30 protein-coding genes and 1 other annotated feature are annotated in these 26,900 nt (G+C 39.4%); of the genes, 24 read left to right on the plus strand and 6 right to left on the minus strand.

The window, feature by feature from the left end; genetic code table 11:
* Positions 1–29: 29 nt before the first annotated feature.
* The 17 genes from recD2 (at position 30) to BTR25_RS03375 (ending at position 17,254) form a co-directional block, all read left to right on the plus strand.
* Entirely contained in the window at positions 30–2,441 is a 2,412-nt protein-coding gene (recD2, locus tag BTR25_RS03295; RefSeq protein ID WP_075686117.1) for an SF1B family DNA helicase RecD2, read from the plus strand.
* Positions 2,434–2,985: a PRC-barrel domain-containing protein gene (locus BTR25_RS03300; protein ID WP_368482961.1), complete on the plus strand. Its 552-nt coding sequence runs from the start codon at positions 2,434–2,436 to the stop codon at positions 2,983–2,985. The genes recD2 and BTR25_RS03300 overlap by 8 nt, the downstream gene beginning before the upstream one ends.
* Positions 2,986–3,042: 57 nt before the next feature.
* On the plus strand, positions 3,043–3,234 hold the full coding sequence (locus BTR25_RS03305; RefSeq protein WP_075686119.1) for a hypothetical protein: 192 nt from the start codon (positions 3,043–3,045) through the stop codon (positions 3,232–3,234).
* 77 nt (positions 3,235–3,311) lie between these two features.
* Positions 3,312–3,446 (plus strand): YrzQ family protein, encoded by a 135-nt coding sequence (locus tag BTR25_RS03310; protein ID WP_075686121.1) that lies wholly within the window; start codon positions 3,312–3,314, stop codon positions 3,444–3,446.
* 94 nt (positions 3,447–3,540) lie between these two features.
* Complete coding sequence (locus BTR25_RS03315) at positions 3,541–4,599, plus strand: AI-2E family transporter (protein WP_075686123.1); 1,059 nt, start codon at positions 3,541–3,543, stop codon at positions 4,597–4,599.
* Between the two features lie 67 nt (positions 4,600–4,666).
* Positions 4,667–4,886: a binding site (T-box leader), on the plus strand.
* 67 nt (positions 4,887–4,953) lie between these two features.
* Positions 4,954–7,587 carry an alanine--tRNA ligase gene (gene alaS / locus BTR25_RS03320; RefSeq protein ID WP_075686125.1) on the plus strand — a complete coding sequence of 878 codons (2,634 nt, stop codon included), beginning with the start codon at positions 4,954–4,956 and terminating at the stop codon, positions 7,585–7,587.
* 87 nt (positions 7,588–7,674) lie between these two features.
* The gene (locus tag BTR25_RS03325) at positions 7,675–7,941 is read left to right on the plus strand and encodes an IreB family regulatory phosphoprotein (RefSeq protein WP_075686127.1); all 267 of its coding nucleotides are present in this window, start codon (positions 7,675–7,677) and stop codon (positions 7,939–7,941) included.
* Between the two features lie 3 nt (positions 7,942–7,944).
* Positions 7,945–8,361 (plus strand): Holliday junction resolvase RuvX, encoded by a 417-nt coding sequence (gene ruvX / locus BTR25_RS03330; RefSeq protein ID WP_075686128.1) that lies wholly within the window; start codon positions 7,945–7,947, stop codon positions 8,359–8,361.
* 12 nt (positions 8,362–8,373) lie between these two features.
* Positions 8,374–8,664, plus strand: coding sequence for a DUF1292 domain-containing protein (locus tag BTR25_RS03335; protein WP_075686130.1), 291 nt, complete (start codon positions 8,374–8,376; stop codon positions 8,662–8,664).
* A gap of 198 nt (positions 8,665–8,862) precedes the next feature.
* Positions 8,863–9,999 (plus strand): endolytic transglycosylase MltG, encoded by a 1,137-nt coding sequence (mltG, locus tag BTR25_RS03340; RefSeq protein WP_075686132.1) that lies wholly within the window; start codon positions 8,863–8,865, stop codon positions 9,997–9,999.
* Between the two features lie 378 nt (positions 10,000–10,377).
* Positions 10,378–11,025 carry an O-methyltransferase gene (locus tag BTR25_RS03345; protein WP_075686134.1) on the plus strand — a complete coding sequence of 216 codons (648 nt, stop codon included), beginning with the start codon at positions 10,378–10,380 and terminating at the stop codon, positions 11,023–11,025.
* Position 11,026: 1 nt separating this feature from the next.
* Positions 11,027–11,956 carry a peptidase U32 family protein gene (locus BTR25_RS03350; protein ID WP_075686136.1) on the plus strand — a complete coding sequence of 310 codons (930 nt, stop codon included), beginning with the start codon at positions 11,027–11,029 and terminating at the stop codon, positions 11,954–11,956.
* A gap of 32 nt (positions 11,957–11,988) precedes the next feature.
* A complete protein-coding gene (locus BTR25_RS03355) occupies positions 11,989–13,260 on the plus strand; it encodes a peptidase U32 family protein (protein ID WP_139311161.1) in 1,272 nt (423 codons plus the stop codon).
* 4 nt (positions 13,261–13,264) lie between these two features.
* Positions 13,265–13,897, plus strand: coding sequence for a uridine kinase (udk, locus tag BTR25_RS03360; protein ID WP_075686138.1), 633 nt, complete (start codon positions 13,265–13,267; stop codon positions 13,895–13,897).
* Positions 13,898–14,210: 313 nt separating this feature from the next.
* Positions 14,211–14,687, plus strand: coding sequence for a transcription elongation factor GreA (greA, locus tag BTR25_RS03365; protein WP_075686140.1), 477 nt, complete (start codon positions 14,211–14,213; stop codon positions 14,685–14,687).
* Positions 14,688–14,744: 57 nt separating this feature from the next.
* Positions 14,745–16,505 carry a peptidoglycan D,D-transpeptidase FtsI family protein gene (locus BTR25_RS03370; RefSeq protein WP_075686142.1) on the plus strand — a complete coding sequence of 587 codons (1,761 nt, stop codon included), beginning with the start codon at positions 14,745–14,747 and terminating at the stop codon, positions 16,503–16,505.
* A gap of 89 nt (positions 16,506–16,594) precedes the next feature.
* Complete coding sequence (locus BTR25_RS03375) at positions 16,595–17,254, plus strand: YrrS family protein (RefSeq protein WP_075686144.1); 660 nt, start codon at positions 16,595–16,597, stop codon at positions 17,252–17,254.
* 30 nt (positions 17,255–17,284) lie between these two features.
* Here BTR25_RS03375 and BTR25_RS03380 read toward each other — a convergent pair whose 3' ends face one another.
* Complete coding sequence (locus BTR25_RS03380; RefSeq protein WP_075686146.1) at positions 17,285–17,491, minus strand: DUF2536 family protein; 207 nt, start codon at positions 17,489–17,491, stop codon at positions 17,285–17,287.
* Between the two features lie 190 nt (positions 17,492–17,681).
* Between BTR25_RS03380 and mtnN the strand changes: the two genes are divergently transcribed.
* The 4 genes from mtnN to BTR25_RS03400 all read left to right on the plus strand — a co-directional run bounded on the left by mtnN (position 17,682) and on the right by BTR25_RS03400 (position 19,500).
* Positions 17,682–18,374, plus strand: a complete 693-nt coding sequence (gene mtnN / locus BTR25_RS03385) for a 5'-methylthioadenosine/S-adenosylhomocysteine nucleosidase (protein WP_075686148.1) — start codon at positions 17,682–17,684, stop codon at positions 18,372–18,374.
* A gap of 123 nt (positions 18,375–18,497) precedes the next feature.
* The gene (locus BTR25_RS03390) at positions 18,498–18,764 is read left to right on the plus strand and encodes a YrhC family protein (RefSeq protein ID WP_254842618.1); all 267 of its coding nucleotides are present in this window, start codon (positions 18,498–18,500) and stop codon (positions 18,762–18,764) included.
* A gap of 428 nt (positions 18,765–19,192) precedes the next feature.
* The gene (locus BTR25_RS03395; RefSeq protein WP_075686152.1) at positions 19,193–19,333 is read left to right on the plus strand and encodes a YrzI family small protein; all 141 of its coding nucleotides are present in this window, start codon (positions 19,193–19,195) and stop codon (positions 19,331–19,333) included.
* A gap of 26 nt (positions 19,334–19,359) precedes the next feature.
* Complete coding sequence (locus BTR25_RS03400) at positions 19,360–19,500, plus strand: YrzI family small protein (protein ID WP_075686154.1); 141 nt, start codon at positions 19,360–19,362, stop codon at positions 19,498–19,500.
* 439 nt (positions 19,501–19,939) lie between these two features.
* Here the strand turns inward: BTR25_RS03400 and BTR25_RS03405 are convergent, their stop codons facing one another.
* The 4 genes from BTR25_RS03405 to pssA all read right to left on the minus strand — a co-directional run bounded on the left by BTR25_RS03405 (position 19,940) and on the right by pssA (position 23,699).
* Positions 19,940–21,739 carry a M3 family oligoendopeptidase gene (locus BTR25_RS03405; protein ID WP_075686156.1) on the minus strand — a complete coding sequence of 600 codons (1,800 nt, stop codon included), beginning with the start codon at positions 21,737–21,739 and terminating at the stop codon, positions 19,940–19,942.
* Positions 21,740–21,882: 143 nt separating this feature from the next.
* Complete coding sequence (locus tag BTR25_RS27410; protein ID WP_175596690.1) at positions 21,883–22,038, minus strand: hypothetical protein; 156 nt, start codon at positions 22,036–22,038, stop codon at positions 21,883–21,885.
* A 127-nt stretch (positions 22,039–22,165) separates the two neighbouring features.
* The gene (gene sigK, locus BTR25_RS03410) at positions 22,166–22,882 is read right to left on the minus strand and encodes an RNA polymerase sporulation sigma factor SigK (protein ID WP_075686158.1); all 717 of its coding nucleotides are present in this window, start codon (positions 22,880–22,882) and stop codon (positions 22,166–22,168) included.
* Positions 22,883–23,159: 277 nt separating this feature from the next.
* Positions 23,160–23,699, minus strand: a complete 540-nt coding sequence (gene pssA / locus BTR25_RS03415; RefSeq protein ID WP_075686160.1) for a CDP-diacylglycerol--serine O-phosphatidyltransferase — start codon at positions 23,697–23,699, stop codon at positions 23,160–23,162.
* A gap of 129 nt (positions 23,700–23,828) precedes the next feature.
* On the opposite strand from pssA, the gene BTR25_RS03420 reads away from it, so the two are divergent.
* Entirely contained in the window at positions 23,829–24,608 is a 780-nt protein-coding gene (locus BTR25_RS03420) for a phosphatidylserine decarboxylase (RefSeq protein WP_075686162.1), read from the plus strand.
* Between the two features lie 66 nt (positions 24,609–24,674).
* On the opposite strand, the gene BTR25_RS03425 is transcribed toward BTR25_RS03420, so the two are convergent.
* The gene (locus BTR25_RS03425; RefSeq protein ID WP_075686164.1) at positions 24,675–24,815 is read right to left on the minus strand and encodes a sporulation histidine kinase inhibitor Sda; all 141 of its coding nucleotides are present in this window, start codon (positions 24,813–24,815) and stop codon (positions 24,675–24,677) included.
* Between the two features lie 452 nt (positions 24,816–25,267).
* Between BTR25_RS03425 and BTR25_RS03430 the strand changes: the two genes are divergently transcribed.
* Positions 25,268–25,783, plus strand: a complete 516-nt coding sequence (locus BTR25_RS03430) for a YqeG family HAD IIIA-type phosphatase (RefSeq protein ID WP_075686166.1) — start codon at positions 25,268–25,270, stop codon at positions 25,781–25,783.
* Between the two features lie 30 nt (positions 25,784–25,813).
* Positions 25,814–26,896, plus strand: a complete 1,083-nt coding sequence (gene yqeH, locus BTR25_RS03435; RefSeq protein WP_483295228.1) for a ribosome biogenesis GTPase YqeH — start codon at positions 25,814–25,816, stop codon at positions 26,894–26,896.
* Positions 26,897–26,900: the final 4 nt, after the last annotated feature.

Consider the following 26,900-nt stretch of genomic DNA (forward strand, 5'->3'; position numbering starts at 1 on the left):
ATAAGACTGCAATGAAAGGAGGGAGTCACATGGACAAGCAGGAATCGCTTGATTTGTTTACTGAACAGGGGAAGTATGTAAAAGGAAAACATCTTGTAACGATTTTTCATAATGAGCAAAACCTATATTCAGTTCTAAGGATTCGGGTTGAGGAAACGAATGATGATTATGATGACAAAGAAGCAGTCATCACAGGATATTTTCCGAAAATTCATGAGCAGGAGACCTATATCTTCTTTGGTGAATTTAAGGATCATCCAAAATTCGGCCTTCAATTTCAAACGAACCATTTTCGCAAGGATATTCCTCAGACTAAGCAGGGTGTTATCTCTTATTTATCAAGTGAAATGTTTAAGGGGATTGGGAAAAAGACAGCCGAGAACATCGTAACCACTATAGGTGAAAATGCCATCTCAAAAATACTAAATCAGCCGTCCCTGCTTGATTCGATTCCAAAACTCCCTCCAGATAAGGCGAAACTGCTTTATGACACGCTGATGGAGCATCAAGGTCTCGAGCAGGTCATGGTGGCATTAAATCAGTATGGTTTTGGTCCACAAATCTCTATGCGGATTTATCAGGTATATAAGGATGATACCTTGCAAATCATTCAAAAAAACCCCTATCAGTTAGTCGAAAGCATCGAAGGTATAGGGTTTGGCAGGGCAGATGAGCTTGGCTATCAACTAGGGATTTCTGGGAACCATCCAGACCGGATTAAGGCAGCTTGTCTGTATACTCTTGAAAGTGAAAGTATGCAGACGGGACATGTCTATATCCATGTCGAGGATTTACTTGTTCAGGTGCAAAGACTGCTCGAAGAGAATAAGCGTGATCAAATTGAGTTTATTGATATCAGTAATGAGCTGATTAAGCTCGAGGAAGAGGGAAAAGTAATAGGTGAAGACAAGCGTGTGTATTTACCGTCCCTTTACTTTGCTGAAAAAGGGCTCGTTTCGAGTATCAATCGAATCCTTGAACAAACAGAATATCAAGATCAATTTCCAGAGTCTGAATTCCTACTTGCTCTTGGGGATCTTGAGGAAAGAATAAAGGTTCAATATGCACCAACCCAAAGGGAAGCGATTCAAACAGCATTAATGTCACCTATGCTGATTTTAACAGGCGGTCCAGGTACGGGTAAGACTACTGTTATTAAGGGGATTGTTGAACTATATGCCGAACTGCATGGCTGTTCCTTAAATCCTAAAGACTACCAGAAGAAAAATGAGCCATTTCCATTTCTGCTTGCCGCGCCAACGGGAAGAGCAGCTAAAAGAATGAGTGAATCGACTGGACTGCCCGCAGTAACGATTCATCGCTTGCTTGGGTTTAATGGGACAGAAGGTTTTGGTCATGATGAAACAACCCCTTTAGAGGGGAAAATTATCATCGTAGATGAAACCTCCATGCTTGACATTTGGCTTGCTAATCAGTTGTTCAAGGCATTGCCTGAAAATATTCAAGTGATTTTAGTCGGTGACGAGGACCAGCTTCCTTCTGTGGGGCCTGGGCAAGTATTAAAGGATTTGCTTCAATCTGAACGAGTCCCAACGGTAAGACTAACGGATATCTATCGACAAGCTGAAGGTTCATCGATTATCGAACTGGCTCATGAGATTAAAAAAGGATTTTTACCGCCTGATATCACAATGAAGCAGAGGGATCGTTCTTTTATTAGATGCTCAACTGCTCAAGTTGCTCAGGTTGTTGAAAAAGTAGCAGATAATGCAAAAAGCAAAGGTTATACAGCTAGGGATATCCAGGTTCTGGCACCGATGTATAAAGGTCCGGCTGGCATTGATCGCTTAAATGGATTGCTTCAAGAAATTTTCAATCCGAATTCAGATGGCTCTCGGAAAGAGATTGCTTATGGTGAAGTGAAATACCGAATCGGCGATAAGGTTCTTCAACTTGTTAACCAGCCTGAAAAGAATGTGTTTAATGGTGATATTGGAGAAATTGTTTCCATTTTTTATGCAAAGGAAAATACAGAAAAACAGGATATGATTTTAATTTCCTTTGAGGGCAATGAAGTAACGTATACAAAGCAAGACTTGAATCAAATTACGCTTGCCTATTGCTGCTCCGTACATAAGTCCCAAGGCAGTGAGTTTCCGATTGTTATTTTGCCGATAACAAGAAGCTATTACCGGATGTTGAGAAGAAACCTTATTTACACCGCTATTACAAGAAGTAAACAATCATTAATTATTTGCGGTGAAGAGGATGCCCTCCGAATGGGGATCGAAAGGGCAGATGAGCAAAGCCGGCTAACCACTTTATGCCAAAAACTGCAGGAAACCATTGTCCAGCAACATGATAATCAACCTTTAAATGGGTCTGGAAAGGACTTACCTGCAGAAGAATTATTAATGCAGGTTGACCCAATGATTGGGATGGAAAACCTTACACCTTATGATTTCCTAACAATTGACTGACACTATAAATGTTCACAGGAGGTGGGACACTCTGCGAACATTTTCTTTATTAAAAGGGCAGCCTGTATATGAAACGGTCAGCGGCACGAAAATTGGCGAAGTAACTGACCTTTGTATTACAAAAGACGGCATGGTAAAAGGCCTTTTAGTTAAAAAAGGCGTATTCTTCAAACAAACCTATTTTTTGGACATTCACGATGTATCATCTTTTGGCTGGGATGGAGTTATGATTGAAGACCATGACCATTTAGCAAAGTGTAAAACAACAGCTGAATATACCCTGACACACCAGCATTCCTTAAATGGAAAAATGATTCTATCCAAAAGCGGTGAATCTCTAGGGTTGTTAGAGGATGTATATTTTCAGGAAGAATTGGGCACAATCGTAGGGTACGAAACAACGGATGGTTTCTTTTCGGATCTTACAGAAGGGAAACAAGTGATTCAATCCCGGAAGCCCCCTGCGATTGGAAAAGATGCCATCATCGTAGACGTATCTGAAAACTTGCCATATAGCGACCTCCAAGATGGTCCTGAGGCGTAGTTGATCAAGTTAGAACGAGGCGTTCTAACTAGCGAATCTTACGTGAGGTGTCTTTCCATGTTAAAGTGTCCTAATTGTCAAAGTAAAGATATTGGTAAGATCGGTATAAACCAATATTATTGCTGGAATTGTTTTATCGAATTGTCACTTGGTAAAGGTATAATCAATACTCACCAGGTTGAAGAAGACGGTTCACTCAGTTCATTAGATGACTTGTTTGAAGAAGAAGAACGTCGTTACACCCTATAAGAAGGCGAACCCGGCTGAATGTCGTGAGCTAGACAGTTAGAACAGCTTTGTCAAACTAACTAAAGAGGTGAGACGTAATGAACAAAATGATGACTTCTGCTATTGCGTTTGGTGTGGGTGTGGCTGCTTATAATATTGCCCAAAGGAATAATATGATGTCGGGCCGACAAATGAAAAGAATGACAAGAAAAGTAAAACGAGCTTTATTCTAATACCGATCCCCCCTCTAAAGAGGGGGGATTTTAGCATCTGTGAATAATTCCAGCAAATGTCTCCAAGACTAAAAATAATAAAGGAGGCAGTACGTTGGATATCCGGATGAAATGGTTTTATCGAATTGGCTTTTTGCTTCTTTTACTATTTGCCATTTATATTTTCTTTAAAATTCGGTTTGTATGGCTTCCCGTTCTACAAATCGTATTCATTGTCCTCTTTCCTTTTTTAATTGGAGGATTTATTACCTATCTTTTACATCCAATCGTTGAAAAACTGCATGATAAGGGGCTTCACCGCGGATTAGCAATCTTTTTTATTTACATTTTATTTTTTGGTGGAGTTGGTTTTTCACTCTATAAAGGGATTCCTATATTCATTGCACAATTAAGGGATCTTGCAGAAAGTGCACCCTTACTAGCAGAGCATTACCGGGAATATATTAACGCGCTGCAAACACATACACGCAGGTGGCCAGATGGTCTGCAGGAAAAATTGAATGACGGTGTTAATGCATTTGAGAATAAATTAGACTCCCTGCTCACCATTATAATAGACACGCTGCTGAACTTTTTGAATTCTGCACTCATTATTGTGATCATTCCGTTTATTGCCTTTTACATGTTAAAGGATTTCCCATTAATTAAACGTGCGGTGTGGTATATGACACCTAAGAAATGGAGGCACTCAGGTGCACGTTTTCTTAGAGAACTAGACGTGTCTTTAGGAAGTTACATTCGGGGGCAGCTGCTGGTATGCGCGATTATCGGCAGTTTATCTGCTTTATTGTTTTGGATTTTTCATTTAAAATATCCACTGCTGCTAGGATTGATTATTGCGGCAACGAATGTTATTCCCTATTTCGGACCAATCATTGGTGCTGTTCCAGCAGTCATTATCGCAGCTACTTCGTCAGTGAAATTAGTGATTATTACTCTAATCATAGTCTTTAGTCTGCAATTCCTTGAAGGGAATATATTATCGCCATATATCGTAGGCAGGAGCCTGCATATGCACCCGTTAATGATTATGCTCGCACTAACAGCAGGTGGGGAAATGGGAGGAATAATCGGAATGATCCTAGGTGTTCCGGTTCTTGTAGTTTTAAAAGTAGCGGTTATTCATGCCAAAAATCACTTTTCACCTTCTTAGATTTATACCGCTTTCAATGATTGACAAACGTTTTTCGTGTAGCTATAATCCACATATAGAATATTGTACTAAAATGTTGAAGGAATAAGTATGTTATAGTCCATCTTAAAAGAGAGGGACCTCCACGGCTGCAAGAGGTTCTAGGGTGAAGGATAACAGAAAGCTAATCCAGAGTGCAGCTAATCACTGCCGTTGTTGCCGCGTTAAGGCATTTTTGAGAGGTGGATACATAAGCTTTTTGTGTTCATAATCAGGGTGGTACCGCGAGACAAGCTCTCGTCCCTGTTAGGGGATGAGGGCTTTTTTGTATTCTTTTTTAAAAACGACTAAATAATTAATAGGAGGCGTATAGCTATGAAAAACTTAACTGGTTCACAAATACGTAAGCTGTTTTTAGACTTTTTCCAAGAAAAAGGACATGCCATTGAACCGAGTGCATCACTTGTTCCGCATGAGGACCCGACCTTACTTTGGATTAACAGCGGGGTAGCAACATTAAAGAAATATTTTGATGGACGTGTAATCCCTGCCAATCCAAGAATAACAAATGCTCAAAAATCAATTCGAACGAATGATATTGAAAATGTAGGAAAAACGGCCCGCCATCATACCTTCTTTGAAATGCTCGGCAATTTCTCTATCGGCGAATATTTCAAGGAGGAAGCGATTGAATGGGCTTGGGAGTTTTTAACAGATAAAAAGTGGATTGGCTGGGATCCTGAACTTCTCTCTGTTACGATCCACCCGGAAGATCATGAAGCGTTTGATCTTTGGCATAAAAAAATTGGAATTCCAGAGGAGCGTATTATTCGGCTGGAAGGCAACTTCTGGGATATTGGAGAAGGTCCAAGCGGTCCTAATACGGAGATTTTCTATGATCGCGGACCAGAGTACGGGGATGACCCGACAGATCCTGAACTATATCCTGGCGGTGAAAATGACCGTTATCTCGAAGTATGGAACTTAGTATTCTCACAATTCAACCATAACCCAGACGGAACCTATTCTCCGCTTCCAAAGAAAAACATTGATACTGGGATGGGCCTAGAAAGAATGGCCTCTGTTGTTCAAAACGTACCAACCAATTTTGATACTGACCTTTTCATGCCGATCATTCGTGCCACGGAAGAAATTTCAGGGGTAACTTACGGGGCCAATAAAGAGAAGGATGTTGCTTTTAAAGTCATCGCTGACCATATTCGTACCGTTGCGTTTGCTGTCGGTGATGGTGCATTACCTTCTAATGAAGGGCGTGGATATGTTCTTCGCCGTCTTTTGCGCCGCGCTGTCCGCTATGCAAAACAAATTAACATACATCGTCCATTTATGTTTGAGCTTGTACCCGTTGTCGGTGAGATTATGGCTGACTTCTATCCAGAGGTAAAGGATAAAACCGCTTTTATTCAAAAAGTAATGAAGAATGAGGAAGAACGCTTCCATGAAACTCTTCATGAAGGTCTTGCTATTCTTGGAAGTGTGATTAAAAAGGAAAAGGAAAAGAACAGCTCAGTTATTTCAGGAGCAGATGTGTTCCGTCTTTACGACACTTATGGATTTCCGGTTGAATTGACCGAAGAGTATGCGGAAGAAGAAGGCATGACGGTTGACCATGATGGCTTCGAAGCAGAAATGGACTTGCAGCGTGAACGTGCACGTGCTGCTCGCCAGGATGTTGATTCGATGCAGGTTCAAGGTGGAGTACTTGGTGACCTTAAAGTTTCAAGTGAATTTGTCGGATATAATCAGCTTCAGTCAGAGTCAACAGTTGTTAGTATCGTTAAACATGGTGAATTAATTGACGACGCTGCTGCTGGGGAAGAGGTTCAATTAATTCTTGATGAAACACCTTTCTATGCGGAGAGCGGCGGTCAAATTGCTGACCGGGGTTTATTAGAGGCTGACGGAGTAACCGTCCTCATTAAGGATGTTCAAAAAGCTCCAAACGGACAGAACCTTCATAAGGCAGTTGTCCAAACAGGTACGTTAACAACAAATGCAAAGGTGAAGGCGAAGGTAAACCAGGAAAATCGTGTGCAAATCATTAAAAATCACACAGCTACCCATTTATTGCATCAAGCCTTAAAGGATATTTTAGGTCCGCATGTCAATCAAGCTGGATCACTTGTTGAACCTGACAGACTTCGTTTTGACTTCTCGCATTTTGGTCAAGTGAAACCGGAAGAATTAGAGGAAATTGAAAAAATCGTTAACGAAAAAATCTGGAGAAATATCGAAGTAGATATTAGCTTAAAGCCTATTGCTGAAGCAAAGGAAATGGGGGCAATGGCTCTTTTCGGAGAAAAATACGGTGATATTGTCCGCGTTGTTAAAGTTGGAGATTATAGTCTTGAGCTTTGCGGTGGCTGCCATGTTCCGAATACCTCTGTGATTGGATTGTTCAAAATTGTTTCAGAGAGTGGAATTGGCGCTGGAACAAGAAGGATTGAGGCGGTTACCGGTGAATCTGCTTATCAGCTGTTAAACGACCAGGTGGGCTTATTAAAGGAAGCTGCTGACAAGCTTAAAACGAATCCGAAAGAGATTGTTAACCGTATTGAAGTATTGATGACTGAAATGAGACAGCTTCAACGTGAAAACGAATCTCTTGCTAGCAAGCTAGGAAATATCGAAGCCGGAAATCTTGTCTCAAAAGCAAAGGAAATTGACGGGGTAACCGTCTTAGCCGCTAGAGTACAGGCAGCCGATATGAATAATCTACGAAATATGGCAGATGACCTGAAGCAAAAGCTTGGATCAGCTGTTATCTTGCTCGGCAGCGCAAATGACGGGAAAGTAAACTTGATTTCTGCTGTTACAAAAGATTTAATTGATAAGGGCTACCATGCTGGTAAGTTAATTAAAGAAGTTGCCACCCGATGTGGCGGGGGCGGCGGCGGTCGACCAGATATGGCCCAGGCTGGGGGTAAAGACCCGGAAAAACTTGATTCAGCCCTGCAATTCGTTGACGAATGGATAAAATCAATTTGATAATGAGACAAACTAGTGTAAAATAAGTAGAAGGTAAATACTAGTAATTACAATTATCTCCTCTACTAAAAATGCGAGGTGTTTGAAATGAGCTCATTTGACAAAACAATGAGATTCAACTTTCCTGAAGATCCTATCGAGCATGATGTGAACGATGTACTATTCCAGGTATACGAGGCACTACAGGATAAGGGATATAATCCTATTAATCAAATTGTTGGTTATCTATTATCGGGAGACCCTGCCTATATACCACGTCATCGAGATGCTCGAAACATTATTCGGAAGCTTGAACGGGACGAAATTATTGAAGAATTAGTAAAATCCTACTTAAAACAACAACGTGAGGGTTAAAGAATGCGGATTATGGGATTAGATGTAGGCTCTAAGACAGTAGGGATTGCCATAAGCGATGAGCTTGGCTGGACTGCACAGGGCCTCAAAACCCTCAAAATCGACGAAGAAAAAAATAAGTTTGGATTTGAGGAAATTGGTCAAATAATAAAAGAGTATGGTATAAGTAAAGTTGTCATCGGTCTGCCAAAAAATATGAATGGAACAATTGGCCCCCGCGGTGAAGCTAGTAAGCAATTTGCCGAGGAGATTGAAAGTCAATTTGCAGTTCCAACCGTTTTGTGGGACGAGCGTCTCACAACAATGGCGGCTGAGCGTGTCCTGCTAGAAGCTGATGTCAGCCGGAAAAAGCGCAAGAAAGTCATCGATAAAATGGCAGCTATGATGATCTTACAGGGCTATCTTGATAGCAAAAATTAATGAGGTGAAGAAATGGAACACGGAGAAAACCAAATTACAATCATAGACGAAAAAGGCAATGAGCAATTATGTGAGGTGCTGTTTACATTTGAATCAGAGGATTTTGGAAAATCTTATGTATTATTCCAGCCTGTCGGAGAATTTGAAGATGATGAGGAAGGTCCTGAAATTCATGCCTATGCCTTTAACCCGACCGAAGAAGGTGGAGATGGTGAGCTAATCCCAATTGAAACTGAAGAAGAATGGGATATGATTGAAGAAATGCTTAACACTTTCTACGAAGAAGAAGAAGACGAAGAATAATTTCGACCTTAAAAAAACGGCCCTATAAGGGTCGTTTTTTTGTATATTTGTTTATTTTCAGTCCAAAAACCTCCATTTTTCGCATTAAATTGACATTTTTCGCAACATATGCTGAAATAATATCGATATGCTTTTTTTAGATGTATAAAAGAAAAGTTTAAAAGATATTGTTTCTTAGCTTTAGGAAGGGGCAGAAGAATGGCAACAGATGAGAAAAACTCGAAAAAAGAGACCATCCGTCAGAAAATGCTTGAACAGCAGAGCGAAGCGAGAATTGTCCGCAGAATCGTACTAATCATTTCGATTTTAACTGTTTTTTTACTCGTGTTTATCGGCGGCGGCGGATATCTTTATATTAAATCGGCGATTGAACCTATTGATGAAAATAGTAAGGTAAAGAAAAAAGTCGAAATTCCAATTGGTTCATCGGTTACGGGAATTTCAGAGAGATTACAGGCAAATGGAATTATAAAAAATGCTAAGGTTTTTAAATATTACGTTAAGTTGAAAAATGAGTCAGGATTTATGGCTGGTGAATATGAATTAAGTCCTTCGATGGACATCCCAGAAATCATCAACCGATTAAAAACAGGTAAAGTGCTTCAAGAAGCAGCCTTTAATCTAACCATTCCTGAGGGGAAACAATTAAGCGAAATCTCAGCCATCATGGCAAAAGCCATTAATAAATCTGAAGAAGAAGTGTTTAATCAGTTGAACGATAAAACCTTTATTCAAAATATGATGGCGAAGTTTCCTGACCTGCTTACGAATGATATTTTAAATCCTCATATCATGTATCCGTTAGAGGGCTACCTCTACCCAGCAACGTATCCGTTTTATAAGCTTGACCCAACAGTGGAAGAAATGGTTGTGACGATGCTTAAGCAAACACAGAAGGTGGTAGCAGCCTATTCAGTAGAAAGCCAGGAGAAGCAGCTATCCATCCACCAGCTATTAACCATGTCCTCGCTAATTGAAGAAGAGGCAACAAAATTGGCTGATCGTAAGAAAATTTCGAGTGTATTTTATAATCGGATCGAACAAGGCATGCCATTGCAAACCGACCCTACCGTTTTATATGCTCAAGGAAAGCATAAAGAAAGGGTATTGTACGAGGATTTGGAAGTGGATTCCCCATACAATACCTATAAATATAAAGACCTGCCACCGGGGCCAATTGCCAATGCAGGTAAAGAATCAATTGAAGCAGCCTTACAGCCAGACGAGACTAATTTTCTATACTTCCTTGCAACTGGAGAGGGAGATGTTCTTTTTAGTCTGACGCTTGATGAACATAACAGGAAAAAGGCTGAACATATTACCAATAAAAATTAATGGTTGATGAAGGGGAAATGTTTTCTTTCCCTTTTTTTTATGCTAAAATAGTTCAAGTGTTTTATCCTGCATTAACGGGCAGTAAGACCCCCACCTTAGGGTTATTAGTGAAAACCAGAAATCCTAGGTGGGGATAACTCCCCGTAAAAGCCCGATAAGTTCAACTAACCATCAGGGGGGATGAAAAAAAACCCACTGATGGTTAGTTGAACTAATAAGCCCTGTATAGCGTAACTCACAGTAACGACTCCTGAGACAGTTCCCGTTCTCAAGCCCATCCTGTTAATTTAACTTCGGGGGATGTGTCATTTTCTGTGAACGCTATTTTTTCATGCCTAAAGGGTATTTTAGTGGTATAGAGATTGAGGTGGATTCTGCTTGTTAAACGATAAATTGCATTCATATATAGATGGTCTTTTTCCAGAGCGTAACCCTTTGTTTATGGAGATGGAGAAGTTTGCTGTTGAAAATCAAGTTCCGATAATGGAATTGGCTGGTATAGAAACGATGCTCCAAATTCTAAGGATTCATGATTCAAAAAAAATTCTTGAAGTAGGAACAGCGATTGGTTATTCTGCTTTAAGAATGGCAGAAGCTCTTCCAAAGGCAGCTATTGTAACCATTGAGAGAGACGTGGAGCGTATTCAATTAGCTACGGAGTTCATCCAGCGTTCTAACCATCAAGAACAAATCTTCTTGGTCAAGGGGGATGCTCTTGAAGTGGAAGAGCAGGTAGGGGAACAAGCTCCTTTTGATGCCATTTTTGTCGATGCGGCAAAGGGTCAATATAAAAGGTTTTTTGAGCTTTATTCAAAATATCTGAACAAGGATGGAATTATTATTACCGACAATGTCCTGTTTAAAGGACTTGTTGCGGAATCAGAAATTGAATCAAAGAGAATCCGTAATCTGGTTAAGAAAATAGATGAATTTAATCACTGGTTGATGAGTCATCCAGATTATCACACCGTTATAATTCCAGTAGGAGACGGAGTAGCAATTAGTAAAAGAAAAAGAGGTGAATAAGGTGAGAAAAACAGAATTATTGGTAACCCCTTTATCCCTTACGGATATCCTGCCGCTCGCAGCTGCTGGAGCAGACGCATTTATTGTTGGAGAACAGCGATACGGATTACGGTTAGCGGGTGAATTTAACCGCGAACAGGTAGCTGAGGCTATTGAACTAGCCCATTCCCAAGGGAAAAAAGTATATGTTGCGATGAATGCGGTTTTTCATAATGAAAAAGTGGACGAGCTTACTGACTATATAGCATTTCTAAGTAATGCCAAGGCAGATGCCGTTATATTTGGTGACCCAGCTGTCCTTATGGCGGCTCGCGAAGCTGCACCGAGTATGAAACTGCACTGGAGTACGGAAACAACAGGTACCAATTGGTATACGTGTAACTATTGGGGGAGGAAAGGCTCGAAAAGAGCTGTTCTCGCTCGTGAAATCAACATGGATGCAATTGTCGAAACAAGAGAAAATGCAGATGTTGAGATTGAAGTACAGGTCCACGGTATGAGCTGCATGTTCCAATCAAAACGCTCGTTATTAGGAAACTATTACGAGTATCAAGGTAAGGCCTTAGAAATAGAGAACCGCAAACAACAGAAAAACATGTTCCTGCACGACAAGGAACGTGAAAATAAATACCCGATTTTTGAAGATGAAAATGGTACTCACATTATGAGTCCGAATGATATTTGTATTATTGATGAATTACAAGAGATGCTTGAAGCAGGTGTAGATTCTTTTAAAATCGAGGGGATTCTAAAAACGTCTGAATATATCATTGCTGTGACAAAACTTTATCGTGAGGCAATCGATTTATATTACGAAGATCCAGACCTTTACGATGATAAAAAAGCTAAGCTCCTAGAAGCTGTCGAAGAGATTCAACCTCCTAACCGCAAATTGGATACAGGATTCTTCTTTAAGGAAACCGTTTATTAATAGCATAATCTTAACAAAAGGAGGTAGACGACGTGAATACAGTGATAGATAAGATTTCAGAGATGATTGATGGCAAGCGAGTGATTGTAAAAAAACCAGAACTTCTTGCACCAGCAGGAAACCTTGAAAAATTAAAAATTGCGGTTCAATACGGTGCAGATGCGGTATTTATCGGCGGTCAAGAATATGGACTGCGTTCTAACGCTGATAATTTCACATTTGAAGAAATGAAGGAAGGCGTAGATTTTGCCAAAAAATTCGGAGCAAAAATCTACGTAACCACAAACATTTATGCTCACAATGAAAATATCGATGGCCTTGAAGACTATTTACTAGGTTTAAAAGAAGCTGGTGTGGCGGGAATTATCGTCGCTGATCCGTTGATTATTGATACCTGCCGCCGTGTTGCGCCAGAAATTGAAGTACATTTAAGTACACAACAATCTCTTTCCAACTGGAAGGCAGTTCAATTTTGGAAAGAGGAAGGGTTAGAGCGCGTAGTTTTAGCCCGCGAAACAAGTGCTGAAGAGATTAGGGAAATGAAGGAAAAGGTTGATATTGAGATCGAAACCTTTATCCATGGTGCCATGTGTATTGCATACTCTGGACGCTGTACATTAAGTAATCACATGACAGCAAGAGATTCAAACCGAGGGGGATGCTGTCAATCATGCCGCTGGGATTATGATTTATACCAATTAGAGGGCAGCGGATCAGAGGTACCGCTCTTTACAGAAGAGGATGCGTCTTTTGCAATGAGCCCAAAGGATCTGAACTTAATTCAGGCGATTCCTCAAATGATTGAGCTGGGCATTGACAGTCTGAAAATTGAGGGACGGATGAAGTCTATTCACTACGTTGCAACCGTCGTCAGTGTTTACCGCAAAGTGATTGATGCTTACTGTGCAGACCCTGAAAACTTTGTGATTAGGCGTGAGTGGTTGGAGGAACTTGATAAATGTGCGAACCGGGAAACGGCTCCAGCGTTTTTTGAAGGAGTTCCTGGGTATAAAGAGCAAATGTTTGGTAATCATAGCAAGAAGACAAAGTTTGAATTTGTCGGTCTTGTGTTGGATTATAACGAAGAAACACAAATGGTTACACTTCAGCAGCGAAACCACTTTAAACCGGGTGAAGAAGTTGAGTTTTTTGGCCCGGAAATTCAAAACTTTACTCATGTGATTGATAAAATTTGGGATGAAAAAGGTAACGAACTGGATGCAGCCAGACATCCGCTTCAAATTGTACAATTTAAATTGGACAAACCGGTTTACTCTAACAACATGATGCGAAAGGGGAACTAGAAAGATGCGCAAACCGGTTGTTATTGGTGTAACCGGCGGCTCCGGCTCCGGAAAAACCAGTGTTACAAAAGCCATTTATGATAGCTTTAAGGGACATTCTATCTTAATGCTTGAACAGGATTACTACTATAAGGACCAAAGTGATGTACCATTTGAGGAACGATTAAAAACGAATTATGACCACCCGCTAGCTTTTGACAATGACCTTTTAATTGACCATCTCGAAAAGCTATTGCGTTATGAACCGATTGAAAAACCAGTTTATGATTATTCACTGCATACACGCTCTAAAGAAATTATTTCGGTCGATCCTAAAAATGTCATCATCCTAGAAGGCATACTTGTACTTGAGGATGAGCGTTTGCGGAACTTAATGGACATCAAGCTTTATGTAGACACAGATGCTGATTTAAGGATTATCAGAAGATTATCTCGTGATATTAAAGAACGCGGACGTACATTGGATTCTGTCATTGATCAATATGTTAATGTTGTTCGCCCCATGCATAACCAATTTATTGAACCAACAAAGCGCTATGCTGATGTAATCATCCCAGAGGGTGGTCAAAATCATGTCGCGATTGATTTAATGGTCACAAAAATTCAAACAATTCTTGAACAAAAATCATTTTTATGAAACAATAGCAGAGAAAAGTTAAAATATATCCATATTGGATAAAGTGAGGCTTCCATCAGTGGGGGTTTTCTTCATCCCCTACTGATGGTTAGTTGAACTTGTCGGGCTTTTACGGGCAGTTATCCCCTCTCGTTTTCACTCATATCTTTAAGTGGAGGGGTGTTACAACCCGTTAATGCGGGATAAATATCTTAGCTGCGCGCCCTTAAAGAAGGACGCGCACCTATGCATTATGTGTGTGCTGCACACATACACCTACATAATTGAAATACACAATCTATGGGGGATTGTGAGACTAGAAGGAGTGAGAATTTTGGCGGTAGAAAAAATATTTCCAATGACTCAAGCGGGCAAAGAAAAACTTGAACAAGAACTTGATCACTTAAAGTCCGTTAAACGGAAAGAAGTGGTTGAAAGAATTAAAATTGCCCGAAGCTTCGGAGACTTATCGGAGAACTCTGAGTATGATTCTGCAAAGGAAGAACAAGCATTTGTTGAGGGTCGAATCACGACTCTTGAAAATATGATTCGTAATGCAAAGATTATTGAAGAAGGCGAAACTAAGAGCGATTCTGTTGCATTAGGCAGATCAGTAACATTTGTCGAGCTTCCTAATGGTGAAGAAGAAACTTATACAATCGTTGGCAGTGCTGAGGCTGATCCTTTTGAAGGTAAAATTTCAAATGATTCACCTATTGCAAAAAGCTTACTTGGTAAAAAAGTCGGCGAGGAAGTTTCTGTTCAAACTCCTGGCGGCGAAATGAGTGTACGTATAGTTACAATTAAATAATCGCTTAAATGTTTGAAATAGTGCAACCTCGTCAAAACTTTTGACGAGGTGTTTTTTATGTGGCGTAAGCGAACGAAGGGATTACAAATCATTTGCTTGATTGGCTTATTGTTATTATTAGCCCGTTTGGCGGTATTACAGCTCATTGATACAGAGAGTTTCTCAAAGCATAATATTAATTTGTTAGAGGATAGTGTCAAACAGAGAACGCAAGAATTAGTAATCGATAATGGCAGAGGGAACTTCCTAGATCGAGAGGGAAATTTACTTACTCATAAAAAGGTCTCGGTTCTTGTTTTGTTCCCTTTCTTAAAAAATACAGAATGGGATATAGATGCCGTCTCAGCTATATCTGGCATTCAAAAGGGTAAGCTTGTGAATGCACTCAGTCAGGCCAAAAAGCCCTTTGCTTATGGTGATCCGCAGCCAATTGAGCTATCAGCGTCCCAGATGGAGCGAATTAATCAATTAGAGATACCGGGTGTCTTTGCTATTGAGAAAAAATATGAGCGATCCACCTATCCAGCAGAGCAATTAATTGGATTAACCGGAGAGAATAGAGAAGTGTTAAAAAAACGTTATCCTGATAAGGAACTTTCCGAAAAGACATTAATTGGTGTGTCTGGTTTAGAGCAGAGCTTTGACGAATTTTTGCTGCCAGAGGGTAAATCGAAACTTGTTTATCATGTTGACGGCGGTGGTGCCCCTTTATTTGGTATTAACGTGAAGTATGTGGATCCTGCAAATCCTTTTTATCCAGTGAATGTTAGAACTACTTTAGATCGAACACTCCAGCAAATGGCTGAAGAACTAGTGGACAAGCATAATATCCAAAAGGGTGGACTTGTTCTGATTGATATCGAGGATAATAGTGTATTAGCGATGGTTTCTCGTCCTAAAATGAATAAATCTGATCCGTATAGCGGCAGTGGAATCACAAATAGGATGTTGAAACAGGAAATAATGGGTTCTGTTTTTAAAACAGTCGTAGCGGCAGCGGCCATTGATCAAAACCTCGACAATCCAACCCGGCTTTTTGACTGCAGTAAAAAGATTAATGGGCAGCCAGAACTAAAGTATGATTACGGCATGTTAAACTTTATGGATAGTTTTGCGAGAAGCTGTAATCGAACGTTTGGTGAACTGGCTAAAGAACTGCAACAAATTGATCCAGGATTAATAGAAGAATATGCTGAAAAATTATCATTGACAGGTTCAGTAGGTTGGCAGGGTGAGGTTTATCATACTAGTAATTTTAAGCAGTTTGTCGGTGAAGATAAAGGCAGAGTATTTTTATCGGAAGAGGCCAGAAAGGATCCGAACTTTGCAGCCTTGTCAGGTATTGGACAGCATGAGGTGAGAGCAACCCCTCTGGCTGTAGCGAATATGATGGCCACAATCGCTAGAGGCGGGAAAAAGGAAATGGTCCGAACAGCTTCAAAAATTGAATATAAAAATGGCACAACCATGGTAGAATTTAATGAGCAAGCGCTGTCAGGAGAAACGATTTCTTCCTATACGACCATGAAACTCCAGAAGCTTCTAAGAGAAGTTGTTCTTAATCCTAATGGAACAGGCAAATGGTTTCAAAACCTCCCTTATGAGGTAGCTGGAAAATCGGGGACTGCTGAAACAGGGAAATATCAAAATGAACAGCAATTGCATAACAAGTGGTTTGCCGGCTACTTTCCCTACCAAAACCCAAAGTATGCTCTGGTTACAGTAAATTTGGATGTGCTTGATCATGAGGGCGGGGTAAATTTATTATTTGCGGATATGGTTAAAATGCTATATGAAACAAATCAGGGGAATCAATAGTCCTGTCTTAAGCGATTTCCCTTCAAGTTCTTGCTGATTCATGTTAGAATGTTGACAGCTAAGTGCATTTTAATTTCGGAGGTAATTTAATGAGTAACGAATTCCAATCTGGTCCTCGTTCTAGTTATCGAGCGAAAAGAAAAAAAACAAATATAATCTTAAACAGTTTAATTGTCCTTGTGCTTGCACTTATTGTTTTTGTTGCATATTCCATTTTTTCTTCTGGTGACGAAAACCTATCTACTGAAAAGAATCAGCCAAAAACAGAAGAGACGAAAACCTCAGATGAAGAGAAGCAAGAGAAAGATGAGAAGCAGCAAGCTGAGGAAGAAAAAGCAGTTGAATCCGAATCGGGTGAAGAGGGTGTGGAAGTGTCTGCCCCTGAATCTGCGGATGAATCTCAGGCAGTTGTCACTGAAGGTGATGGCTCATCAAATGTAGTTAAAACAATTGAAAATCCAAGCTGGAAGCCTGTAGGCACCTCGCAGTCAGGTGATCATGTTCCAGCCTATGATTTAGAATCTATTGATTGGCAAGAAATGTTAACTGCTATTTCTTATGCAACAGGTATAGATAAGAACAGTATGCAGGTCTATTGGTTAGGCAGCGATAAAACACAGTCAAATGCTTCGATTGGAACAGTTTATTCTAATGATAAATCACACATATATCGTGTTTATATTAAGTGGGTTGATGGAGCAGGCTGGATGCCTACAAGAGTGGAAGAATTAGCAGAGCTTCAAAAATAAGCTAGTAGGATGGGCTCTATAACGCCTATCCTACTTTTTTAGTTTGAAATGCACAACGGCTGTAAAATAAGTTTGGCCTTTATCTGTTACATGCATTTGGTGTGATACCGAGTGGACACCTAAGAGAATCATTTTGTTTTCTTCAATTTTGACTTCTATTTTCTTTTCTAATTCCCTCAAGTCGGTTGCGTCAAAGAATTCTACTTTATCCTCTATCAAATCGATTTTAAAATTCATCTAAACCATCCTTTCCTAAGTTTATTTTAGTGATTTCCGTGCTTACTAGCAATACTTGGCCAATTATCTTTATTGACTGTGGTAAATTTTTCTTAAAAGGTGTTAAAATAATGGTTGCGGATACGATGGGTTAATCCGAGGTAAATTATTATTATCCTAATTGTAAAATCAAGACGAAAGAGGGCAAATAATGAAAATCGCAATCATCGGTGCAATGGAAGAAGAAGTAGCATTATTAAGAGAAAATATTGAAAACCGAACACAAGAAACGGTAGCAGGCTGTGAATTTACTTTTGGCAGTATGCATGGCAAAGAGGTCATTTTACTTCGTTCAGGTATTGGAAAGGTAAACGCAGCGATGTCAACGACCATCCTGCTTGAAAAATATAAGCCAGATTGTATCATCAATACGGGCTCTGCTGGTGGTTTTAATCCTGACCTCAGTGTTGGTGATGCAGTGATTTCTACGGAGGTCCGGCATCATGATGTGGATGTGACGGCCTTTGGGTATGAGTACGGCCAAGTGCCACAGCTCCCTGCAGCTTTTATTGCGGATGAAAAATTAATGGCAGCAGCTGAAACTGCCGCAAACGAAATTGAAAACTTTCAGGTTAGCAGAGGGTTAATTGTTACTGGAGATTCTTTCATGGAAGATCCGACACGCGTTGAGTTTGTCCGTTCAAAATTTACCGATTTGCAAGCTGTTGAGATGGAGGCAGCTGCTATTGCACAAGTTGCCTATCGATTTGAGGTCCCATTTGTCATTATCCGCTCACTCTCAGATATCGCTGGCAAGGAATCTGAAATCTCCTTCGATCAATTCATAGACAAAGCTGCAACCAACTCCGCCACTCTAATCATGAAAATGGTATCTGCCATATAGTTATGCTCTAATTTGAACAAGTCCTTTATCCAGGGCTTGTTTTTATAATGTTTTCTATAATTTACATCCTCTTTAATTCATGATTATGTGTTAAAGTAGATTAGTAGATTATATGAAAAGCAGGTGGATGACTTGGAACAGCGTGCGAAGAAACTTGCAGAGAAAATGGCTGACTTCAGAAGATTCGCAATAATCTTGTTAGCTGTTGGTGTGTTTTTCTATTTAGGTGTTATCATTCCATCTGATAAAAGTGAGATGGATCTAAATATAATGATGATGGCTTCAATGTCTCTTTTAGCCATTTCAATTTTCCTTTTTATTCAAGCAAAGAAGTGCCAGTTAAAGTTAATGGATATGGAAGAAGGAAATGATCAAATGAATCAAAGGTAAGCGATCTCCGTACTGGAGACGCTTATTTTTTTGCCTATTTTTAAAAAAATTCAAGAAAACGGTTTACAAAGTATATGTACGTGGATATAATTACCTTAGTTAGTAAAAAATTCCGAAGGAGGTCGAGTAAGATGATGAAAATTTCTAACATTGGCGCAGTAAAAGGTACTGACATGAAAATTGGATATTTGAATATCACGCATTCGACCAGACAGGAATGGATTGCTTAACTATTTTTTAGTTACCATACATATCCATGCCGCAAGGGAGAATGATGCCCTGCGGTATTTTTGTGCCTAAAAATCAAAAGGCCGCAAGGGAGTAATTTCTTGCGGCCTTTTTGTGCCTTCATTTGGATATGGTTGTAAAAAACTAGAAAAGTAAAAAGGCTTAGCTGCCGCGACAAACCTTTAAGGAGGTGAATAAAAATGACCCTGAACATATTATTCTTTTCGATTACGATTAAAAAACGGAAAATGAATCTTCAAGAAGCTGCTCAACAAGAGATGGTTGAACGTCTTTATGAGCAGAACAAAGACCGTCAAATTTCAATGTACCACGTCATGTAAGATACGGTAACAAAGGAGGTGTCATTATGACCCTGAATATTTTCTTTTTAACTATTACCATTAATAAACGGAAATTGAGTATAGAGGAAATTCAACATCAAGAACAAGTTGAAAAACTTTACGAAGCAAATAAAGATCGACAAATGTCCATTCACCGCTTTATGTAAAAGTAAAAAAAATATTGATTATCAGAAAGGAGTTTTATAAATGGTATTTTTAATGCAAGGTCGCGGAGCAAGCTTATGGGGTATGAAAGATACCACCTAGTGAAAGTATAGAGGAGGTAGTCCTGATGCCGTTACATGTTTTATTGTTATCGCTTTTCTTCACAAATAAGAAAAAAGCCAAAAAATAATAGCCTATTCTCGCATTTTTGCTAATAGTTCAACGTTCAAGTTAACAAAATGTTCACATTCCTTTCAGTTAGATACTGTGAAAATATGATAAATTCAAAGTAGATAGCAGGATCTTTCCGAAGGGGTGGAGACTATGTTTATGGTTGTGATGGCACTCGTCATTATTGGGGCGATTGGCTGCGTAATTTCAGCAGAATTGAGCGTTGAATAAAGATAGGGGTGTTCCTAAGAAGGAACACCCCTATCATTTTTACTTCTCTGCAGTTAACGTTAGAAATTCCGTAATGTCATCGATGCAAAGGTGAACGGCTTTTTCCCAGAAGTCCTTCTGAGTTAAATCAACCTGTAAATGCTTTGCCGCTAAATCCTCAACGGTCATTGACGCCGTATCTCTTAGGAGTGCAATATACTTCTCTTCATACCCTTTTCCTTCTTCAATTGCTTGTGCATAAATTCCCAAAGAGAATAAGTAGCCAAACGTGTATGGGAAGTTATAGAATGGCACCCCGGTGATGAAGAAATGAAGTTTAGAAGCCCAGAATAATGGGTGATATTGTTCAAGGGCATCACAATAGGCTTCCTTTTGTGCAGCTTCCATTAAATCATTTAACTTTTCAACAGAAACCTGGCCATGTTTTCTTTCCTCATAAAAACGAGTTTCAAAGAGGAATCGGGCATGAATATTCATTAAAAGGGCTACGGTCCGTTGGATTTTATCATCTAAAAGAATCAGTTTCTCTTCCTTGGTCTTTGCATTCTTTACTGCCGCATCAGCAACAATCATTTCAGCGAAGGTCGAGGCGGTTTCTGCAACATTCATGGCATATCCGCGATTTAAGTAGTGTACTCCTCTCATTGCGTATGAGTGGAAGCCATGACCAAGCTCGTGTGCGAGTGTTGAAACATTAGACGGGGTACCTGAATAGGTCATGAAAATCCGTGATTCTTCACTTTCAGGGAAACCGGTACAAAAGCCACCTGGTGCCTTTCCAGGACGATCCTCTGCCTCAATCCATTGCTCTTCAAATGCCTTCTTGGCAAACCCAGACATTTTTTCTCCAAAAAGTGCAAAATTCCGTTCAATAAATTGTGCACCTTCTTGGTAAGAAACCTTTGATTCTGTTTTTCCGTAAGGTGCATCTAAATCAAACCAACTTAACTTTTCAAGCCCTAAAAATTTTGCTTTTCTATTTAAATAGTCCACAAGTGGTTGTTTGTTTTCTGAGATAACAGACCACATCGTTTCAAGTGTTTCTTTTTTCATTCGATTAATGCTTAACGGTTCTTTTAAGACTTCTTCCCAGCCGCGCTTTTTATAAACATTCAAACGAAAGCCAGAAAGATGGTTTAAGGTTTTCGCAAAGTAGTCTGCCTGATCTCCCCAAGCCTGTTCCCAATTTTTAAAGACAGCTTCACGTACTTGACGGTCTGGGCTTGAAAATTTGTTAAATGCCTGACCAACGGAGAGTTGTTTTACCTCGCCTTTTTCTTCTACAGGAATTTTGATTTTCCCGACAAGCAGGTCATATAATTGAGCCCAGCTATGGTAACCATCGACGCCAAGAGCGCTAATGATTGCTTCCTCTTCCTTTGATAACTTATCCTTAGCTCGTTCACGGCGTTCGGATAATGAAAATGTGACTTCTCTTAAAGAATCGGCTTCTAAAATTTGTGACCAAACTTCATCGGTAAATGCTGCTAATAAGCTATCTAAAGCACCCAGTGCCGTTTGAAAGGCAGCGCTTAAACCTGTCACTTTTGCCTCAAGCGTATATGCCTTTTTATCCTCTGTATTTTGAGCCTGCAAGCAGCCGACAAATGCACCTGCTTGACGTAGTTTTTTACCTGCCCTTTCAAAATCTGCCAGGAGTTCGATTAAGTGTACTTGATCCTCCGTTGAATGAAGTGGAGTCCAATTATTTACCTTTGCTTCGAATTGGTCGATTAATTGGCTGGTGAGCTCTAGGTGCTTTGCAAATTCAAGTGACTCGCTTCCTCCTTGAAAGAGCACTTCTAAATTCCAAACATCTGAATATGTAGTTGCTGTCATATGTATAGGTCCCCCTTTTTGGATGTACTTTTATTATAAATATATTATTTGACTATTTCTATCATTTCCTTCGGGTTACGAAGATTTAAAAAAAGCCACTAAAAGAAGGCCTATGATTGTTCATAAGCCTGTAAGGTTTGTTATCAGTAGGTTGAAAAGTACCACCATCCGCCAAAGATTAATACTAGGATTAAGAGGACGATGAACAGAGCGTACCATGCTCCGCCTCCTCTATAGGGTGTTGGATAAGCGGGATAAGGGGCTGGATAGTAATAAGGATAGCCATAGCCGTATGACATGCATTTACCCCCTTTTCCTTTTTTCTTATTATTAGGTTATGTGCCTGTATCTATGATTGTGTATGGGCATTTGTTATGATTTTGTGGTAGAAAAAGAAAAACAGAGACGGAATTATTCCGTCCCTGCTTAACCCTTTTTCTTCTTTTCTTTTTCAGCACGGTAAAATTCATGAAACATTTTCATTAACGCCCGCTTCTCAATTCTAGAAACATAGCTTCGCGATATACCTAGTTCCTTAGCAATCTCGCGCTGTGTTTTTTCTTTTTTTAAATCAAGACCAAAGCGGCCTATAATGACTTCCTTTTCACGATCATCAAGGACGTCAATATATTTGCGTATTTTCTCAAGCTCCATGTTTAATTGAATGGTATCGATTACATCTTCAGATTCTGACTTCAGAACATCAATGAGCGAGATTTCATTTCCTTCTTTATCCTGCCCGATCGGGTCATGAAGGGAAACATCTTTCTTTGTCTTCTTTAAAGCTCTTAAATGCATTAGAATTTCATTTTCGATACACCGAGCCGCATAAGTGGCGAGCTTTGTTCCTTTTCCTTCTGAATAGCTTTCAATGGCTTTAATCAGCCCTATTGTTCCGATAGAAATTAAATCCTCCGAGTCCTCGCCTGTATTTTCAAACTTTTTGACAATGTGAGCCACCAGCCGCAAATTATGTTCAATTAACATATTGCGAGCGTGGGCATCCCCCTCTGCCATTAATTGTAAGTATTTTCGTTCGTCTGCGGCAGATAGGGGTTGCGGAAAAGCATTATTTTTTACATAGGAGACAAGAAATAATATTTCTTTTAATAAATAGCCTAAAGCTGTGAAAATACCAGCCATATACACTCCACCCCCGTGCTTAGTTTAACTGATCGGATCCGTTCCCGATGTAACAAAAGTAATTCTCTGTCTCTGTTTCGTTCTGCATCGTAGTCGACTAGTCAACTTTGGACTATCGCCTATAATTAATTCCTATGTGAGTTTTTGAAGGATTGTGTCTGTCCCGGATAATTTTATTTATATTGAGTCTTTCCTCACGATATAAAAAGCCCAGTATGTTTACTGGACTTCATTTAAAGGGTAGAATCCTGTCAACTGAGGGATTCCAAGTATTCATTTACATTTTTCTAAGTTTAAATGGACTTACCATTAGGAAGGATAGAATAATAACAATAAATAAGAATATTTGTGAAGGTAAATAAGGGATAGCTAAGAAACTTAATGTTGCTAAACAGCCCGCTGCAGTGATTGGCAAGCCAGTAAAGTAGCCATTACTATCAGATATATTAAAGCGTGCGAGTCTAAAAGCGCCGCAGCCAATATAAAATACAGTGAAAAATGAGCCTGGTCCGCCAAATTCATGCAAAATTCCTTGATATAGTAATAGTGCTGGTGCCACTCCAAATGATATAATATCACTCATGGAATCTAACTGCTTGCCAAGTTCTGACTCAATATTAAATTTTCTTGCGACCATTCCGTCAAACCGATCCGCTAAAGCGGCAATAAAGATTAGAAGAAGACTTAATCGTAGATTGCCATGCATCGCAAATATGATCGCAAATCCACCAAGTGACAGATTCATTAAGGTGAGTACATTTGCGGTTTGAGATTTCAATTTTTTTAGTGTTGAATCAAAAACATCTAATAAAAACATTATCCTTACCACTCCTTTCAAAAAAGCTGGTAGGCATCTAGATTTCCTTTAGTTATTCTATTCTATTTAATATTAAGGCTTTTATGCTATTTCGTAAAGAGTATTTTTACACTTTTTGGGGGTCATGTAATGCTGCAACCTGTATACCGAATGTTTATCGAGCTTACCAATGGAAAATGGTCATCTGTTCTTTTACAGCGCTTTGCCCGTTCTAAATGGAGCCGGTTTATTGTTCCTTCCTTTGCAAAAGTCTATCAGCTAAACCAAGCTGAAATGGAAAATAAGCTAACTGATTTTCCAACGCTTCATGACTTATTTGTTAGGAAGCTAAAAACTAGTACGAGGAGTGTGGAACAAACTCCGAATGCTGTTGTTAGTCCTGTTGATGCTGTTATTGAGGATGTAGGTGAAATTACTGCGACAAGTGACATATTTGTTAAGGGAAAGACCTATTCAGTAGGAGAAATGCTAGGGAGTAAGGAAGAAATAAAAAAATATTTACATGGTACATATATGATTCTTTATCTAAGTCCCAGCCATTATCATCGAATTCACAGCCCTGTTAATGGGACCGTGACGAAACAATGGAAGCTGGGATCGAAATCGTATCCAGTAAATAAAATGGGATTAAAGTATGGAGTCAGAACACTTGCGAAAAACTTTCGGGTCATTACGGAAGTGGAAACAGCTAGTGGACATGTCGCTGTGGTCAAAGTCGGTGCGATGTTTGTTAACTCAATCGAAACCACACATAAAGGGAGTCATCTAGAAAAAGGGGAGGAAATGGCTTACTTTACCTTTGGTTCAACAGTGGTACTACTATTTGAAAAAGATATTTTTCAAGTCGATCCTACCATTCTCCCACCTAAAGAGATAAAAATGGGCGAGAAATTGGGAGAACTTAGATAAAAGGTAATTTCACAAAATCAAAATTAATCGAAAAAAAAAAGCCCAAATGGGCGGATTGTCAAATATTTATGAAGAAATCTTCATTTTGCGGAATAAAGAACGTCTTTGAATTTCTAATTCAATGAGCTGAATAAACTCAGGACTTAGCTTTAATTCTCTTGCTTTATAGTAGGATTCGAGTAATAATTCGTCTGATAGTTTACGCAAGCCAGAAGCACCTCCATAGTGAAAAATAATTGGTTCTAATCGGAGAATATATCGCATAAAATGGTAGGTTCGATTGGTGTAACCTAAATCTAACAAAAATATTCAAGCAGAACAACCTTTCCAGTTATTCACAATTATCGGTGGATAAGTTGTGATTAATTTGTTTATAAGCGATTGAATAGTAGAAGAAACAACCGGGATAATGTGAATAACTTTATCCACAGGTGTTGTTTTTTGTAGAATTTGTCGAAAAATATTTTTTAAAAACCTTTTTTCTGCAAAAAAACTAAACAAATTCGTAAATTTGTCGTGCTTTGACGAATAATATGGATTAGAGTTAAAAGAGGTTTGTCCTCAATCGCTCATTAATTTTGAAACAATGATTGAAATTGGTTATGATGGTACAGATAGCATAACGGCAATAAAATGCTAAATAATGAGGTGTAAGCTTAGTGTTAAAGAATTTTTTACCAGATGAACATGTTAAAAGCGTTTTGGATATAACCCCTGAACACTTAAACAAGAAAGGAATTAAGGGGATTATCACTGATCTAGATAATACATTAGTGGAGTGGGATCGACCGAATGCGACTCCACAATTAATACAGTGGTTTGAGGAGATAAAGAAACACGATATCCTTGTTACGATTGTTTCTAATAATAATGAAGAACGTGTCAAGGCGTTTTCTGACCCATTGGATATTCCATTTATTTTTCAAGCACGCAAGCCGATGGTAAGGGCTTTTAATAAAGCACTAGCAGAAATGGGTATACAAAAGAACGAGACTGTAGTAATTGGGGATCAATTATTAACGGATGTTTTAGGCGGCAATCGCAGCGGATTCCATACCATTCTTGTTGTGCCGGTTGCACAAACAGATGGATTTGTTACGAAATTCAACCGTTTTGCAGAGCGAAGAATTATGAATTGGTTCCGAAAAAAAGGTCTTATGCAGTGGGAGGACTAAAGTGTGAGTGAACAACAAGAATACTTATGCATGGGCTGTGGGGTTAGTGTTCAAACAGATGATCCATCTGAACTAGGATATGCGCCCCTTTCAGCCCTCGAAAAGGAAACAATCATTTGTCAACGCTGCTTCCGACTAAAGCATTATAATGAAGTACAGGATGTTAGCCTAACAGATGAGGACTTCCTCAAAATATTAAATGGGATTGGCCAAACAGACGCCTTAATCGTGATGATTGTTGACATATTTGATTTTAACGGCAGCTGGCTGCCTGGGTTACACCGCTTTGTAGGGAATAACAAGGTTCTACTTGTAGGGAATAAAGTGGATTTATTGCCAAAGTCTGTAAGACATAGTAAATTGGTTAATTGGATGAAGCTTGAGTCAAGAGAGCTTGGACTAAGACCCGAAGAAGTGTTCCTAGTAAGTGCAGAAAAAGGTAAGTTTATTAAAGAAACGGCTGCTGCGATTGATGAACTGAGAAATGGAAAAGACGTTTATGTGGTTGGTTGTACTAACGTTGGAAAATCTACTTTTATTAATCGTATTATTAAAGAAGTGACAGGGGAGGGAGATGTGATCACTACCTCTCATTTTCCAGGAACCACTTTAGACATTATAAAAATCCCACTGGAGGATGGCAAAGCACTGATAGATTCTCCAGGCATTATCAATCACCACCAAATGGCACACTTTGTTGATAAGAGTGATTTAAAAGTCATTACTCCTAAAAAAGAGATTAAACCTAAAGTCTTTCAATTAAACGAAGGTCAGACACTGTTTTTTGGGGGTTTGGCTAGATTTGATTATATAAGCGGGGGCAGGAGATCTTTTGTCTGCCATGTATCAAATGAGTTAACCATTCATCGGACTAAGACAGAAAACGCTGATGAGCTTTACCAAAACCATGTTGGTGAACTGCTCTCACCACCAAGGATGGATCAATTAGGTTCCTTCCCTGAACTGGTGAAGCAAGAATACACCATTAAAGAAGCAAAAACGGATGTGGTTTTCTCAGGTTTAGGATGGATAACAGTTAATGAACCAGGTGTAAAGGTTGCCGCTTATGTTCCTAAAGGTGTACAGACATTAACAAGGAAGTCCTTGATATAGAGAA

Source organism: Bacillus sp. MRMR6, from assembly GCF_001940785.1.
In the GTDB taxonomy this organism is placed as follows: domain Bacteria; phylum Bacillota; class Bacilli; order Bacillales; family Cytobacillaceae; genus Neobacillus.

Excerpts from the sequence above, each read along its gene's own strand:
- recD2 (WP_075686117.1), top strand. The coding sequence starts at position 30 with ATGGACAAGCAGGAATCGCTTGATTTGTTTACTGAACAGGGGAAGTAT.
- BTR25_RS03305 (WP_075686119.1), top strand. The coding sequence starts at position 3,043 with ATGTTAAAGTGTCCTAATTGTCAAAGTAAAGATATTGGTAAGATCGGT.
- BTR25_RS03310 (WP_075686121.1), top strand. The coding sequence starts at position 3,312 with ATGAACAAAATGATGACTTCTGCTATTGCGTTTGGTGTGGGTGTGGCT.
- alaS (WP_075686125.1), top strand. The coding sequence starts at position 4,954 with ATGAAAAACTTAACTGGTTCACAAATACGTAAGCTGTTTTTAGACTTT.
- BTR25_RS03325 (WP_075686127.1), top strand. The coding sequence starts at position 7,675 with ATGAGCTCATTTGACAAAACAATGAGATTCAACTTTCCTGAAGATCCT.
- ruvX (WP_075686128.1), top strand. The coding sequence starts at position 7,945 with ATGCGGATTATGGGATTAGATGTAGGCTCTAAGACAGTAGGGATTGCC.
- BTR25_RS03335 (WP_075686130.1), top strand. The coding sequence starts at position 8,374 with ATGGAACACGGAGAAAACCAAATTACAATCATAGACGAAAAAGGCAAT.
- mltG (WP_075686132.1), top strand. The coding sequence starts at position 8,863 with ATGGCAACAGATGAGAAAAACTCGAAAAAAGAGACCATCCGTCAGAAA.
- udk (WP_075686138.1), top strand. The coding sequence starts at position 13,265 with ATGCGCAAACCGGTTGTTATTGGTGTAACCGGCGGCTCCGGCTCCGGA.
- BTR25_RS03370 (WP_075686142.1), top strand. The coding sequence starts at position 14,745 with ATGTGGCGTAAGCGAACGAAGGGATTACAAATCATTTGCTTGATTGGC.
- BTR25_RS03375 (WP_075686144.1), top strand. The coding sequence starts at position 16,595 with ATGAGTAACGAATTCCAATCTGGTCCTCGTTCTAGTTATCGAGCGAAA.
- BTR25_RS03380 (WP_075686146.1), bottom strand. The coding sequence starts at position 17,491 with ATGAATTTTAAAATCGATTTGATAGAGGATAAAGTAGAATTCTTTGAC.
- mtnN (WP_075686148.1), top strand. The coding sequence starts at position 17,682 with ATGAAAATCGCAATCATCGGTGCAATGGAAGAAGAAGTAGCATTATTA.
- BTR25_RS03395 (WP_075686152.1), top strand. The coding sequence starts at position 19,193 with ATGACCCTGAACATATTATTCTTTTCGATTACGATTAAAAAACGGAAA.
- BTR25_RS03400 (WP_075686154.1), top strand. The coding sequence starts at position 19,360 with ATGACCCTGAATATTTTCTTTTTAACTATTACCATTAATAAACGGAAA.
- BTR25_RS03405 (WP_075686156.1), bottom strand. The coding sequence starts at position 21,739 with ATGACAGCAACTACATATTCAGATGTTTGGAATTTAGAAGTGCTCTTT.
- BTR25_RS27410 (WP_175596690.1), bottom strand. The coding sequence starts at position 22,038 with ATGTCATACGGCTATGGCTATCCTTATTACTATCCAGCCCCTTATCCC.
- sigK (WP_075686158.1), bottom strand. The coding sequence starts at position 22,882 with ATGGCTGGTATTTTCACAGCTTTAGGCTATTTATTAAAAGAAATATTA.
- pssA (WP_075686160.1), bottom strand. The coding sequence starts at position 23,699 with ATGTTTTTATTAGATGTTTTTGATTCAACACTAAAAAAATTGAAATCT.
- BTR25_RS03420 (WP_075686162.1), top strand. The coding sequence starts at position 23,829 with ATGCTGCAACCTGTATACCGAATGTTTATCGAGCTTACCAATGGAAAA.
- yqeH (WP_483295228.1), top strand. The coding sequence starts at position 25,814 with ATGGGCTGTGGGGTTAGTGTTCAAACAGATGATCCATCTGAACTAGGA.